The sequence below is a fragment of the Streptomyces actuosus genome (assembly GCF_016921115.1).
Classification (GTDB): Bacteria; Actinomycetota; Actinomycetes; order Streptomycetales; family Streptomycetaceae; genus Streptomyces; species Streptomyces actuosus_A.
In genome coordinates, this window is sequence record NZ_JAFFZS010000003.1 from 192,713 (window position 1) to 205,858 (window position 13,146).

14 protein-coding genes are annotated in these 13,146 nt (G+C 75.8%); 11 read left to right on the top strand and 3 right to left on the bottom strand.

Annotation, left to right across the window (positions count from 1 at the left end; genetic code table 11):
* Positions 1 to 73 precede the first annotated feature (73 nt).
* The 6 genes from JS756_RS05955 (at position 74) to JS756_RS05980 (ending at position 6,122) form a co-directional block, all read left to right on the top strand.
* Positions 74 to 433 carry a hypothetical protein gene (locus tag JS756_RS05955; RefSeq protein WP_205381878.1) on the top strand — a complete coding sequence of 120 codons (360 nt, stop codon included), beginning with the start codon at positions 74 to 76 and terminating at the stop codon, positions 431 to 433.
* Entirely contained in the window at positions 430 to 1,395 is a 966-nt protein-coding gene (locus JS756_RS05960) for an FAD:protein FMN transferase (protein WP_205381879.1), read from the top strand. Before JS756_RS05955 ends, JS756_RS05960 begins: the two co-directional genes overlap by 4 nt.
* On the top strand, positions 1,392 to 2,078 hold the full coding sequence (locus JS756_RS05965; RefSeq protein WP_205381880.1) for a ferric reductase-like transmembrane domain-containing protein: 687 nt from the start codon (positions 1,392 to 1,394) through the stop codon (positions 2,076 to 2,078). The genes JS756_RS05960 and JS756_RS05965 overlap by 4 nt, the downstream gene beginning before the upstream one ends.
* Positions 2,075 to 3,418: an NADH-ubiquinone oxidoreductase-F iron-sulfur binding region domain-containing protein gene (locus JS756_RS05970; RefSeq protein ID WP_205381881.1), complete on the top strand. Its 1,344-nt coding sequence runs from the start codon at positions 2,075 to 2,077 to the stop codon at positions 3,416 to 3,418. The genes JS756_RS05965 and JS756_RS05970 overlap by 4 nt, the downstream gene beginning before the upstream one ends.
* Positions 3,415 to 3,648, top strand: coding sequence for a ferredoxin (locus tag JS756_RS05975; RefSeq protein WP_205381882.1), 234 nt, complete (start codon positions 3,415 to 3,417; stop codon positions 3,646 to 3,648). Before JS756_RS05970 ends, JS756_RS05975 begins: the two co-directional genes overlap by 4 nt.
* A 140-nt stretch (positions 3,649 to 3,788) precedes the next feature.
* Entirely contained in the window at positions 3,789 to 6,122 is a 2,334-nt protein-coding gene (locus JS756_RS05980) for a heavy metal translocating P-type ATPase (protein WP_205381883.1), read from the top strand.
* Positions 6,123 to 6,269: 147 nt separating this feature from the next.
* Here JS756_RS05980 and JS756_RS05985 read toward each other — a convergent pair whose 3' ends face one another.
* Both JS756_RS05985 and JS756_RS05990 read right to left on the bottom strand, forming a co-directional pair.
* The gene (locus tag JS756_RS05985; protein WP_205381884.1) at positions 6,270 to 6,905 is read right to left on the bottom strand and encodes a response regulator; all 636 of its coding nucleotides are present in this window, start codon (positions 6,903 to 6,905) and stop codon (positions 6,270 to 6,272) included.
* The gene (locus tag JS756_RS05990; RefSeq protein WP_205381885.1) at positions 6,902 to 8,203 is read right to left on the bottom strand and encodes a sensor histidine kinase; all 1,302 of its coding nucleotides are present in this window, start codon (positions 8,201 to 8,203) and stop codon (positions 6,902 to 6,904) included. Before JS756_RS05990 ends, JS756_RS05985 begins: the two co-directional genes overlap by 4 nt.
* Before the next feature lie 170 nt (positions 8,204 to 8,373).
* On the opposite strand from JS756_RS05990, the gene JS756_RS05995 reads away from it, so the two are divergent.
* The 5 genes from JS756_RS05995 to JS756_RS06015 all read left to right on the top strand — a co-directional run bounded on the left by JS756_RS05995 (position 8,374) and on the right by JS756_RS06015 (position 12,639).
* On the top strand, positions 8,374 to 9,462 hold the full coding sequence (locus JS756_RS05995; RefSeq protein WP_205381886.1) for an ABC transporter permease: 1,089 nt from the start codon (positions 8,374 to 8,376) through the stop codon (positions 9,460 to 9,462).
* Complete coding sequence (locus JS756_RS06000; RefSeq protein WP_205381887.1) at positions 9,459 to 10,142, top strand: ABC transporter ATP-binding protein; 684 nt, start codon at positions 9,459 to 9,461, stop codon at positions 10,140 to 10,142. Before JS756_RS05995 ends, JS756_RS06000 begins: the two co-directional genes overlap by 4 nt.
* A 281-nt stretch (positions 10,143 to 10,423) precedes the next feature.
* Positions 10,424 to 10,648 carry a DUF2180 family protein gene (locus tag JS756_RS37785; RefSeq protein ID WP_205381888.1) on the top strand — a complete coding sequence of 75 codons (225 nt, stop codon included), beginning with the start codon at positions 10,424 to 10,426 and terminating at the stop codon, positions 10,646 to 10,648.
* 109 nt (positions 10,649 to 10,757) lie between these two features.
* Positions 10,758 to 11,897 (top strand): site-2 protease family protein, encoded by a 1,140-nt coding sequence (locus JS756_RS06010; RefSeq protein ID WP_205381889.1) that lies wholly within the window; start codon positions 10,758 to 10,760, stop codon positions 11,895 to 11,897.
* Between the two features lie 340 nt (positions 11,898 to 12,237).
* The gene (locus JS756_RS06015; protein ID WP_205381890.1) at positions 12,238 to 12,639 is read left to right on the top strand and encodes an SseB family protein; all 402 of its coding nucleotides are present in this window, start codon (positions 12,238 to 12,240) and stop codon (positions 12,637 to 12,639) included.
* Between the two features lie 96 nt (positions 12,640 to 12,735).
* Here JS756_RS06015 and JS756_RS06020 read toward each other — a convergent pair whose 3' ends face one another.
* Complete coding sequence (locus tag JS756_RS06020; RefSeq protein ID WP_205381891.1) at positions 12,736 to 13,143, bottom strand: MarR family winged helix-turn-helix transcriptional regulator; 408 nt, start codon at positions 13,141 to 13,143, stop codon at positions 12,736 to 12,738.
* Between the last annotated feature and the right edge of the window lie 3 nt (positions 13,144 to 13,146).

Genomic DNA, 13,146 nt, shown 5'->3' on the forward strand with positions numbered 1-13,146 from the left:
CCTGAGCACCCGCGGCACAGGCTGGAGAGTGCACGCAGCCGATCCGGGCCGCACGTCCACCAGGAGCGCTGCCATGACCTCCCCGCCCCACGACTTCGACCCGAGCGTCCCGCCGGCCCCCTCCGCACAGGCACGGCAACGCGGACTCCGCCGCAGCCGGCGGCTGACCCGGTGGATCGCCGTCACTGCCGCAGCCGGCGCCGCCGCGCTCGGCGGCCTGTACACCCACCTCCTGCCGGGCGGTTCGGCCGCCCCGGCACCGGCGCGGCAACCGGCGGCGTCCCCGGCCACGACCGCGGGGGACGACGACGGCGGGCACGGCGAACCGGGCGAGCACGACGACGACGGTGCCACCCCCGCGGCGCCCCAGCCCCCGGCCCAACCTCCCACCCCCACCGGGCAGCAGCCGCACACCACGACGGGGGCGTCATGACCACCCGCCCGCCGGCACCCCCGCCCGCACGCCTCGTCTTCCCTGCCCTGGGCACCACCGCCGACCTCCTCGTCACCGACCCGGACGCCCTGTCCACCGCCGAGTTCGTCCTGCGAGCCGAACTGGCCGCCGCCGACCTCACCTGCAGCCGCTTCCGCCCCGACTCGGAACTCACCCGCGTCAACCTGGGCGCGGGCACCACGACGACGGTCAGCGCCCGCTTCGCGGAGGCCCTGCACACCGCCCTGCGGGCCGCGCGGCTCACCGGCGGGGCCGTCGACCCGACGGTGGGCAGCGCCGTCATCGCGCTCGGCTACGACCGCACCTTCGCCTCCGTCCGCCCCGAGGACGCCCGCCCCGTGCCTGTGGCCCGCCCGGCGCCCGGCTGGCAGCGGATCGACTTCGACCGGCGCACCCGGCGACTCCGCCTGCCCCCGCACACCCGCCTCGACCTGGGCGCCACCGCCAAGGCCCTGGCCGCCGACCGGGCCGCCCGCCGCGCCGCCGCCACCACCGGCAGCGGAGTCCTGGTCAGCCTCGGCGGCGACCTTGCGGTCGCCGGAACCCCACCGCAAGGGGGCTGGCGGATCGCACTCGCCGACGACCACGCACGGCCCGGCACCCGGCCGGGACCCGCCGTCGCGGTGAACAGCGGAGCGATGGCCACCTCCGGCGTCCGGGTGCGCACCTGGCGGCGCGGCGGACGCACCCTGCACCACATCGTCGACCCGGCCAGCGGAGAGCCCGCCGCGCCCGTCTGGCGCACCGTCACCGTCGCCGCCTCCACCTGCGTGGACGCCAACGCCGCCAGCACGGCGGCCGTCGTGCTCGGCGACCGCGCCGTGCCATGGCTGCGCGACGCCGCCCTGCCCGCCCGGCTGACCGGCCTCGACGGCACCGTCGTCCGACTCGCCGGCTGGCCGCCCGACACCCGCGCCCCCGCCCCGGGAGGCCCGCGATGACGACCCTCGCCCTGAACGGCAGCCCTCTGTGGTACGCCGGCCGCGCCGGCGGCACCGTCGCGCTGATCCTGCTCACCGCCACCGTGGTGCTCGGCATCGCCTCCGGCGGGCGGGCGGCACCCCGGCGGATCGGCCGCTTCGAGATCGGTGTGCTCCACCGCAACCTGTCCCTGCTCACCCTGGCCTTCCTCGCCGTGCACGTGGCGACGGTGGTGCTCGATCCGTTCGTGCACCTGAGCTGGGCGGTGGCCGTGCTGCCGTTCGGGGCGTCGTACCGGCCGCTCTGGCTCGGCCTGGGCACCGCCGCCTCGGATCTGCTGCTGGCGGTGCTGGCGACCACCGCGCTGCGGCTGCGGCTGGGAGTGCGGCGCTGGAAGGCGGTGCACTGGACCGCGTACGCGGCGTGGCCGCTCGCCCTCTTCCACGGCGTCGGAACCGGCACCGACACCCGGCTCCCCCTCCAGCTGTGGCTGTACGCCGCGTGCCTGGCCGCGGTGGTCGCCGCCGTGTGGTGGCGGCTCGCCCGGTCCGGTCCGGGCCGGGTCACCGGACGCCTGGTGGCGGCCCTGTCCGCCGGCGCCGTCCCGGTGCTGCTGACCGCGTTCCTGGCGAGCGGAGCGCTGCAGCCCGGCTGGGCCCAGCGCGCCGCCGCGGCGGCGATCACTGCCGGAGGCGGACGGTGAACGGCCCGGCCCCGGCGCCCCTCGCTCCGAACGGCACCGCAGCCGGAGCCGACGATCCCGCGACGGACCGGCTGCTGGCCGGCTGGCGGGCCACCGGCCGTCCCGCCGACCTGACCGGCCACCTGCGGCGGCACGGGCCGCCCCCGAAGGCCGCACGGGCCGGCGCCGGCGTGGCGGCAACCCTGGCAGCGGTGGTCGAGGAGGCCGGGCTCACCGGGCGCGGCGGCGCCGGATTCCCCACCGCGCGGAAGCTGCGTGCCGTCGCGGCGGCCCGCGGCCGCGCGGTCGTCGTGGTCAACGCCATGGAGAGCGAGCCCGCCAGCCGCAAGGACCAGTTCCTGCTCGCCGTCGCGCCCCACCTCGTCCTCGACGGCGCCGTCCTCGCCGCGACCGCGGTCGGCGCCGACACCGTCCACGTATGCGTGCCCCGTCTCCGTCACGCCCAGTTCCAGCAACTGGGTGCGGCCGTCGAGGAACGCGCCCACGCCCGCCTCGACCCGGTGCGGATGCGCCTGCACGCCCTCCCGCACGCCTACGTCTCCAGCGAGTCGACCGCCCTGGCCCGCTGGCTCGACGGGGGACCGGCACGCCCCCGCGGCGGCACACCGCGCCTGCACGACCGCGGCGTGGCCGGGCGGCCCACCCTCGTCCACAACGCCGAGACCCTCGCCCATCTCGCCCTCGTCGCACGGCACGGACCCGCCTGGTTCCGGCAGGCCGGCACACCGCAGGAGCCCGGCACCACACTCGTCACGGTCTCCGGCGCCGTCGCCGTCCCGGCCGTCCTGGAGGTCGCGCTCGGCACACCGGTCGCCGCCGTCCTCGACCGTGCCGGCGGCCCCACCGAGCCGCTGCAGGCGGTCCTGCTCGGGGGCTTCGCCGGGACCTGGCTGCCGCCCGAGCACCTGCCCACCCCCCTCACCCGGCGCGACCTCGCCCCGCTGGGCGCAGCACCGGGGGCGGGCGTGCTCGTCGCACTGCCCGCCTCGGCCTGCGGGCCGTGCGAGACGGCCCGCATCCTCGCCTACCTGGCCGCCCACGGAGCCCGGCAGTGCGGTCCCTGCCGGTTCGGGCTGCCCGCCGTCGCCGCGGACTTCGCCACGCTGGCCGCAGGACGGGCCGACCCCGAGCTGCCCTCCCGGCTGCACCGCCGGACCGCCCTGCTGCCGGACCGCGGCGCCTGCCGCCACCCGGACGGAGCCGCCCGCCTCGCCGCCTCCGCGCTGCGCACCTTCGCCGAGGACATCGAACGGCACCTCACCCGCGGCGCCTGCCCCGCCGCCCACCGGACGCCCCGCATCCCCGTACCGCCCGCCACACCCCCGGAGACCTGGCGATGAACCGCGCCCGCGCCGGCACCCGCACCCTGCGCGTCGACCGCATCGCCTGCACCGGGCGGGGCCTGTGCGCCGAACTGCTCCCCGAGCTGATCGCCCTGGACGAATGGGGCTACCCCGTCGTCGCGGACCCGACCGTCCCCGGCCGGCTCCGCGGCCACGCCCGCCGCGCCGTCGCCGCCTGCCCGCGCCTGGCCCTGCGCCTCGACGACACCGGACGTCGCCCCGGGTGACCCTCCCGCGACCGCACCGGCTGTCCGGCCCTGGGAGCAGGGCCGGACGTCCCCTGCCGCCGGACCTCTCGCGCGCGTTGTATGGAGGGGGAGGCGACGGACGGGAACCGGCCCGCCGCCCGGAAGGACCGAGGTGCGCCATGGACCACACCACCCTCCGCGAGCGGCTGCGCCGCCCGGCCGCCGAGGGCGCCTCCCCCCGGTTCGAAACGGTGCTCCTGGCCGTCACGGCGGCAGCCCTGACCGCCGGAGTCGTCGCGTGGCTCCTCGGCGCCCCCGGCACGGCGGACCTGTTCTGGGCCCTGGGCACCGTGTCCGCCGTCGTACCCGCGATGGGCTGGGTACTGGCCGCCCTGCGGCACGGCCACGCGGGTGTGGACCTCATCGCCGTGCTCGCACTCGGCGGCACACTGGCCGTCGGCGAGTACCTGGCCGGTGCCCTGATCGCGCTGATGCTCGCCACCGGCCGCACCCTGGAAGCGGCCGCCCGCCGGCGCGCCTCCCACGATCTGCGAGCCTTGCTGGAACACGCGCCTCGCTCGGCGCGCCGCCGCACGGACGCCGGTGTTTCCACGATCCCCCTGGACGAGGTCGCCGTCGGCGACCTGCTCGTCGTCGGCTCCGGCGAAGTCGTCCCCGTCGACGGACGCGTCGAGAGCGCCGCCGCCGTCCTCGACGAGTCGGTGCTCACCGGCGAGCCCCTCCAGGCCGAGCGGAGCCGGGGCGAACGGGTACGCAGCGGCGCGGTCAACGCCGGTGCCGCCTTCGAACTGCGCGCCGACGCCACCGAGCAGGACAGCACCTACGCCGCGATCGTGCGGCTGGCCCGGCAGGCCGGGGCCGAGTCCGCGCCCGTCGTCCGGCTGGCCGACCGCTACGCGGCCTGGTTCCTGCCCCTGGCCCTCGCGGTGGCGGGACTGGCGTGGCTGCTCAGCGGCTCCGCCGTACGCGCCGTCGCCGTCCTGGTCGTCGCCACGCCCTGCCCGCTGCTGCTCGCCGCGCCGGTCGCCGTCGTCTCCGGCATCTCCCGCGCCTCCCGCCTCGGTGTCGTCGTCCGCGACGGCGGCGCCCTGGAGAACCTGGGGCGGGCCCGCACCCTCCTGCTCGACAAGACCGGCACCCTCACCCGCGGGCGGCCCCGCGTCCTCGACGTCACGGCCGCCCCCGACATCCGGCCCGCGGAGGTCCTCCGCCTGGCCGCATCGCTCGACCAGTACTCGCCCCACGTCCTGGCCCGGGCCATCGTCGACACCGCCCGCGAGCGGGGGCTGGAGCTGTCGCTCCCCGACGACGTCAGCGAGGAAGCCGGGCGGGGCGTCACCGGACGGGTGGACGGGCACCAGATCTCCGTCGGCCGGCCCGGTCCCGGGGGCGGCGCGCGGCCTGCCTGGGCCACGGCGGTGGACAACCGAGCCCTCCTCGACGGCGCGGCCGTCGCCTGGCTCAGCGTCGACGGGCACCTGGCCGGAGCCGTCCTGCTGCGCGACCCCCTGCGCCACGACGCCCCGCGCACCCTGCGCCACCTGCGCGCGGCGGGGATCCACCGGCTCGTGATGCTCACCGGCGACCGTGCCGCGCCCGCCCAGGAGGTCGCCGCCGTCCTCGGCCTCGACGCCGTGAGCGCCGAACTCGGCCCGGCCGACAAGGTCGCCGCCGTACGCACCGAACGCGAACGCGCGGTCACCGTGATGGTCGGCGACGGCGTCAACGACGCACCGGCGCTCGCCGCGGCGGACATCGGCGTCGCCATGGGGGCGCGCGGGTCCACCGCCTCCTCCGAGGCCGCCGACATCGTCCTGACCACCGACCGCGTGGACCGCCTGGCCGACGCCGTGTCCATCGCCCAGCGTGCCCGGCGGATCGCCGTGCAGAGCGCCCTGGGCGGCATGCTGATGTCGCTGGCCGCCATGGCGGCGGCCGCCGCCGGCCTGCTGCCGCCGGCCGTCGGCGCGCTGCTCCAGGAAGGCATCGACGTCGCCGTCATCCTCAACGCCCTGCGCGCCCTGCGGGTCGACCGGGCCGTGCGGCCGGCCCTCACCCCGGCGGCCGAGGCCCTCATCCACCGGTTCGCCGCCGAGCACGATGATCTGCAGGACGTCCTCGAAGCCGTGCGCGACGCCGCCGACCGCCTCTCCGGTACCCCCGGCCCGACCGCCCTGGCCGCCGTCGAGGACACCCACCGGCTGCTGACGGAGCGTCTCCTGCCGCACGAGTACGCAGAGGAGCACCAGCTCTACCCGGCCCTGGCCCCGACCCTCGGCGGACCCGAGGCCACCGCCACCATGAGCCGCGCCCACACCGAGATCGAGCGCCTGTCCCGACGTATCGCCACCCATCTGCAACTGGCCCACGCCGAGGGCGAACTGGCACCCGAGCAGCTCGACGACCTGCGCTCCTGCCTCTACGGCCTGAACACGGTCCTGCGCCTGCACTTCACGCAGGAGGAGGAGAACTACTTCTCGCTCGCTCCCTGACATGTGCCCCGTGGTGCTGCGGGACCGTCCACGGCGCGGAGTACCGGATGGTGTGCGGGCGCGGGGCGGGGTGGGACACACCGCGCCCCGGTCCGGGCGGCGGGTGGCTGGACGGTGGCTCGTGGCGGGTGGTCGGCGGCCGCCCGCTCAGCGTCGGATCAGGCCGAGGCCGGTCGCGGCTGCGACCGCGGCGGTGCGGGAGTCGACACCGAGCTTGGCGTAGACCCGGGCCAGATGGGACTTGACGGTGCCCTCCGTGAGGTGGAGCCGCCGGCCGATGGCCTGGTTGGACAGGCCGTCGGCAACCAGGGCCAGGACCTCCGTCTCCCGCCGGGTCAGGGAGGTGCCGGGCGACCGCAGCCGGTTCATGAGCCGGTCGGCGACCGCCGGGGCCAGGGTGGTGCGGCCGGCGGCAGCGGTGCGCACGGCGGCCGCCAGATCCTCGGGCGGTGCGTCCTTCAGAAGGTAGCCGGTGGCACCGGCCTCGATCGCGGGCAGGGTGTCCGCATCGGAGTCGTAGGTGGTGACGACGACGACCCGCGGGGCGGCCGGGCGGGCGGTGATCGCGGCCGTGGCCTCCGCCCCGCTCATCCCCCTGCCGAACTGCAGGTCCATCAGGACGACGTCGATGTCGCCCTCGGCGGCGCGCGCGACCGCATCCTCGGCGGTGGCCGCCTCGGCCACCACCTCCAGGCCCGGCTCGGTCTCCAGCACGGCACGCAGGCCGGCCCGCACCACCGGATGGTCGTCGGCGAGCAGGAGGCGGATGGGGGGCGCGGTCACGGGCGGTCCTCGGGGTCGTTCGCGGAGGAGGAGACAGCAGGAGCAGAAGGAGATGCGGAAGGAGATGCGGAAGGAGGAGTGGGAGGAGGAGTGGGAGGGGACGCCGGGAGAGCCGCGAGGGGCAGCCGGACGGTGAGGGCCGTGCCCTGGCCCGGGGACGACCGCAGGGTCAGGGTTCCGTCCAGATCGTGGATCCGCGCGCGCATCGCGGCCAGCCCGAATCCGCCGCTCGCCGGGTCCGGGGCGGGGAGCCGGCCGGGGTCGAACCCGACACCGTCGTCGACGACGTCCAGGGCGACGTGGTCCCCGAGGTGACGGAGGGCGACCTCGGCCGTGGTCGCGTGCGCGTGGCGGACGGTGTTCGCCAGAGCGGACTGGGCCACGCGCAACAGAGCCACCTCGACGGCCGTCGGCAGGGGCACCGCCGTGCCGGTCACGCGGAAGCGGGCGGCGATCCGGTGCCGCGCGCCGGTCGTGGCGCACAGGCGTTCCAGCGCGTCCGCGAGGGTGGTCCCTTCGAGCGCGGGCGGCGTGAGAGCGGCCACGAAGCGGCGGGCCTCGACGAGATTGTCCGCGGCGGCCTGGCGGGCCTGGGTGACATAGCGGGCGGCGTTTCCCGAGGTGTCGGGCAGGGTCCGCTCGGCGGCACTCAGCAGGAGCTGGATGCTGGAGAACCCCTGTGCGAGGGTGTCGTGGATCTCGCGGGCCAGACGTTCCCGTTCGGCCAGCACCCCGGCGGTGTGCTGGGCCTCGGCGAGATCGGCGCGGGTGGCGGTCAGTTCCTCGATCAGACGCCTGCGGTGCTCGCTCTCCCGGTACAGGGCCTGGTACCCCCACACCACGGCGACCGCGACCGCGGCGCCGAGCGCCGGGCCGATCGCCATGGCCGGGCTGAACGAGCCCTGGTGAGCGGCGAAGGCACCCGTCGCGGCCAGGGCGGTCGCGGCCACGGCGACCAGGCCGGAGCGCCGCGGCAGCAGATGGAGCTGGAGGAAGTACAGGGGGAAGGCCAACCACACGCCGTCCGCGGACAGCACCAGCAGCATCAGCCATGCGGCCCCCACCGCGGCCAGCCACCACACCGCGGCCCGGCGGGAGCGGCGGACACCGGGCAGGAGCGGTCCGGCCGCGTACACCAGACCGCACAGCGCCGCCGCGGCGACGATCGCCCCGGCGTGCTGCCGGCCGTCGACCACGGCCCGGGCGCCGGCGAGGGCGAGCAGCGCGACGATCAGCAGATGCAGGCACCAGGCCAGGGCACGGGTGGTCGGGGTGAGAGCGGGAGCGGTGGTGTTCACAGTCCTTCCAGCCTAAGGAAACGGAGCACGTGGGGGCCTCCATCGAAAGTTACAACCCCGGCGCTGCCTTTCGATCCGTGAAGTGCCATCCCCGGCCGGATGCCCGCGCGGGGGGCGAGCGGCGACGGTGGAGACACCCACCACCACCGTCGGAAAGGGCAGCCCGAACCGTGTACGTCGCCTGGAGAGACCTCAAGTTCGCCAAGGGGCGGTTCGCCCTGATGGGGACCGTCATCGTGCTGATCACCCTGCTGGTCGCCCTCCTCTCCGGACTCACCGCCGGGCTGGGACGGCAGAACGTCTCCGCGATCACCGGTCTGCCCGCCGACCGGATCGCCTTCGACGAGCCCGCAGACGGGCAGGACCTTTCGTTCTCCGACTCGACCGTCACCGAGGAGCAGTGGCGGCGCTGGTCCGCGAGTCCGGGCGTCACCCGCGCCGAACCGCTGGGCATCACCACGACGAAGGCCACCGCGGGTGATCACAGCGCAGGGGTGTCCGTCTTCGGCGTCCGCCCCGGCTCACCCCTCGCCCCGGACGGTGCCCGGATCGACGAGCGCTCCGTGGTGCTGTCCACCACGGCCGCGGAGGAACTCGGCGCCGAGCCCGGCGACACCGTCGGCCTCGCCGGGCGGCACCTGACCGTGGCCGTCATCGAGGGCGACGCCTCCTTCAGCCACACACCGGTCGTGTGGACCAGCCTCGACACCTGGCGGACCACCGCGCCGCCGGCCGGCGCGGGCGACACCCCGACCGCGACCGTGATCGCCCTGACCACGGGCGACGGCGCCGACGTGACGGCCGCCGACCGGGCCGCCGGGACCCGGACGGTCACCAAGGACGCGTCGCTGACCGCGATCGGCTCCTACACCTCCGAGAACGGTTCCCTGCAGCTGATGCGGGCCTTCCTCTTCGCCATCTCCGCCCTGGTCGTCGGCGCCTTCTTCACCGTCTGGACGATCCAGCGCAGCGGCGACATCGCCGTCCTCAAGGCCCTCGGCGCCTCGACCGGCGCCCTGCTCAAGGACGCCCTCGGCCAGGCCGTCGTCCTCCTGACCGGCGGCACCCTTCTCGGCAGCGGCATCGCCGCAGGCATCGGCGCCTCGCTCGGCGGCTCGGACGTGCCCTTCGTCCTCACTCCCGCCACGGTCCTCGTACCCGCCGCCGTGATGATCCTGCTCGGTGCGCTCGGGGCCGCGCTCTCCGTCCGCCGTATCACCTCCGTCGACCCCCTGACCGCCCTGGGAAGTGCCCGATGAGCCTGAACCTGACCGACATCACCCTGACCTATCCCGACGGTGACAGCCGCCTGACCGCCCTCGACCACGTCACCCTGCACGTGCCGAAGGGCAGCCTGACCGCCGTGGTCGGCCCCTCCGGATCAGGCAAGTCCAGCCTTCTCGCCGTCGCCGCCACACTCGTCACCCCCGATTCCGGCACCGTCTGCGTCGACGGCACGACCACCACCGGCATGACCCGCGGTGCGCTCGCCGCACTGCGCCGCCGCACGATCGGCATCGTCTTCCAGCAGCCCAACCTGCTGCCCTCCCTCACCGCGGCCGAACAGCTCCAGGTCATGGCCCGGATCGACGGCCGGTCCCCGGTCACGGCACGTCGCAGGGCCATGGAACTGCTGGACGCCGTCGGCCTCGCGGACCAGGCGCAGCGACGCCCCCACCAGCTCTCCGGTGGGCAGCGGCAGCGCGTCAACATCGCCCGTGCGCTGATGAACGACCCCACGGTGCTCCTCGTGGACGAACCCACCAGCGCCCTGGACCACGAACGCGGGGCCGCCGTCGTCGGCCTCGTCACCCGCCTCACCCACGAGCGAGCCACCGCCACCGTCCTGGTCACCCACGACCGCACGCACCTCACCGCCGCCGACCGGGTCGCCGAGGTCCACGACGGACGCCTCAGCCTCCCGGCCCCGGCCGCCTGACCCCGCCGTGTCCCGCCCCGCACCGGTCGGGACCCGAGCAGGCGCCGGCCGGGGCGCCGCGACTCCCCTGACGCGGAACCCCGCGAGGGCCCGTGACGGCGGTCGTGCCGCCGGTGCTGATCGGGCGACCGGCGCGTTCCCGTGCGGCCCCGGTGGCGGCCGGTCGTCCCGGGGGAAAGAGCCGACCGGCCCCGTCCCCGCCGCCGCTCCCCGGCCCACCATGGAGGTGGACAGCGAAGAAGGGGTGGGACACAGGTGTCGGGCAGGCAGGGAGGTGTGTCGTGAACTGCTACGACTGCGCGCTGGAGAAGAAGGTGACGCCCGCGATCGCCGTGTGTGCGCACTGCGGCTGCGGACTCTGCATGGAGCACGCGTGCGTGGTCGGTCAGGCCGTGCAGCGGCCGGCGGGCATGGGACCGAGTTCCAGCCGGACGCTCGCGCGTCGCGTGATCTGTTCGGTGTGTCACGAGGCCGAGGTGTTCGGCCCCGTGCAGCACGCCGCATGAAACGGCGCTGCCCGGCGGGGCCGCGCCGTCCGCCGACGGGGACGAGGTGCCCTGCCCAAGCCGTCGACACGGGCTCCGGCTCGGGCAGGGACGGAGAGCGAGGCGTGCGGTGAAGGAGACGCTGCCCCTGGGGCGGATCGCGGGAATCCGCGTCGGCCTGCACTGGAGCGTGCTGGTCATCATCGCCCTGGTGGCCGGCACGCTCGCCGTCGGCCGCTTCCCGGACGCCTATCCCGGACACTCCGCCTGGGCCTACTGGATCCTCGCCCTTCTGGCTGCCGTGGTGTTCCTCGGTTCGCTCCTGGCCCACGAACTGGCCCATGCCGTCGTCGCACGGCGCAACGGCGTCGCGGTAGACGACATCACCCTCTGGATGCTCGGCGGCGTCGCCCGTCTCCACAGCGAGGCCCGGACGCCCGGCGCGGAGCTGAGGATCGCTGCCGTGGGGCCGCTGACCAGCGCAGCCATCGGCGGAGCGTGCGCCGCGCTGGCCCTGTGGCTCGATGCCCTGCACGCCTCCGGGCTGGTCGTGGAGGCCGTGGCATGGCTCGCCGCCATCAACATCGTGCTGGCCGTCTTCAACGCCCTGCCCGCCGCCCCGCTCGACGGCGGGCGACTGCTGCGGGCCTGGCTGTGGCGTCGTACCGGCGACCGCATGCGGGCCACCCGCGGTGCTGCGGCCGCGGGCCGGGCCCTGGGCTGGTTCATGATCGTGACCGGTTTCGCGGCGGTACTCCTCGCCGGTGACCTGTCCGGGCTCTGGGCCGCCCTGATCGGTTGGTTCCTGGTCGCCACCGCGACGGCCGAGGAACGCCAGGCACAGCTGCGCGGCGTGCTCGCCGACCTGCCGGTCAGCCGGGTGATGACCCGTGACCCGGTCACTGTCCCGGCCGCCGTCACCCTCGCGTCGTTCCTGGCGGAGGGTCCTTTCGGGCACTACCGGCACTCCGCCTTCCCGGTCGTCGCCCCTGACGGCACGGTGGTCGGGCTGATCACGGTCCCGCTCGTCAACCGCACTCCCGTAGAGGCCAGGTCCGTCACCACGGTCGGCGCCGTGATGCTCCCACTGGCGGACGTGATCACCAGCGGCCCGGACGACCCGGTCGTGGACCTCGTGCCGCGGCTGGAAGCGAGCCATGCGCGCCGGGCTCTGGTCCTGGACGGTGATCGCCTGGTCGGCATCGTCACGCTCGCCGACATCTCCCGGGCACTGTCCTGGTTGACCGCGGCCACGCGCCCCGGCACCTGACACGCGCGGTCAGGGCGCCGGCAGGAGGGCGGTGGTCGTCGCGCCCGGACTCCCGGAAGGCGCCCGGTCGTCCCGCGGCGGCGCAGGCCTCTCCGAGCGGTGGCGCGTGCGGCACGGCCGCCGTCGCGCACCGGGCCCAGGCCGGGGAACCGGCGACAGTCGCCGACCCGGGGCCCGGCCCCGTGCGGTCCACCGCCGTACGACCGACTCCGGTGTCGGTCCGAAGGATTCCCCCGCCGCAGGAATGCACCCGCCCGGGACGGGGTACGCGAGGCGCGATCGCGCCCGTGAGCTGCACCGCTCGTGGGCGACACGCCCCCCGCGAACGAGGGAAGCCGTGATGGACACTTCCGCGAACGACAACCACGCCAGCCCGGCGCAGCGCGCGCTGGACGCCCTGGCCCGCGACACCGAGGACGCGGCGGCACTGGAGACGCTCGCCGGCTGCGACGTACTGGTGCCCGTGCCCGACGACGCCACCGACGCGGCCGCCGGGGACCCCTCCGCCGTGGCCCTGCCGGTGCTGGAACGGCCGGGCAGTGAGCCCGTGGTCCCGGTCTTCACCTCGGAACTGGAGATGGCCGGGCTGCTGCCGTACATCTCGCGCTACCGCCTGGTGCCCCTGGGCGCCCTGGCCGCGCAGTGGCCGACCGACGACGTCTCCCTGACCATCGACGCCGGCTCCTCGCATCCGCTGACCCTCACCTCCGAGGGGGTACGGACACTGCTGGCCCGGCCTTGAGGGCGGGCGTCGGCCGCAGGGCCGATCCGTGGGGTGCACCTCGTCCGCCGGCTCCGCCTGCGGCCGCCACCGGTCGCAGGCTCCGCGGCGGTGCGCCTACAACCGGTCCTCGTGCCGCTCGCCGAGCATCCGCTGCAGCACTCCCCGCTGGAGCGGCAGCACCTCGTCGTGCAGGCGGCGGCCCTTGCCGGTGAGGGCCACCCACACACCGCGGCGGTCCTCGGCGCAGATCGAACGCTGCACCAGACCGTCCTTCTCCAGGCGGCCGATCAGGCGGGACAGCGCGCTCTGGCTGAGGTGCACCCGCCCGACGAGGTTCTGCACCCGGCACAGGTCACCCTCCTCGGGGGCGGCCGCGGCGAGGACGTCGAGCACCTCGAAGTCGCTCGCGCCCAGGCCGTGCGGATGCAGGGCGCGGTCGATCTCGCACATGGTGCGCGCATGCACGGACAGGATGTCCCGCCAGCGTTCCTCGAGCCGGGTCTCGGCCGTCGTCAGTGCCATGTC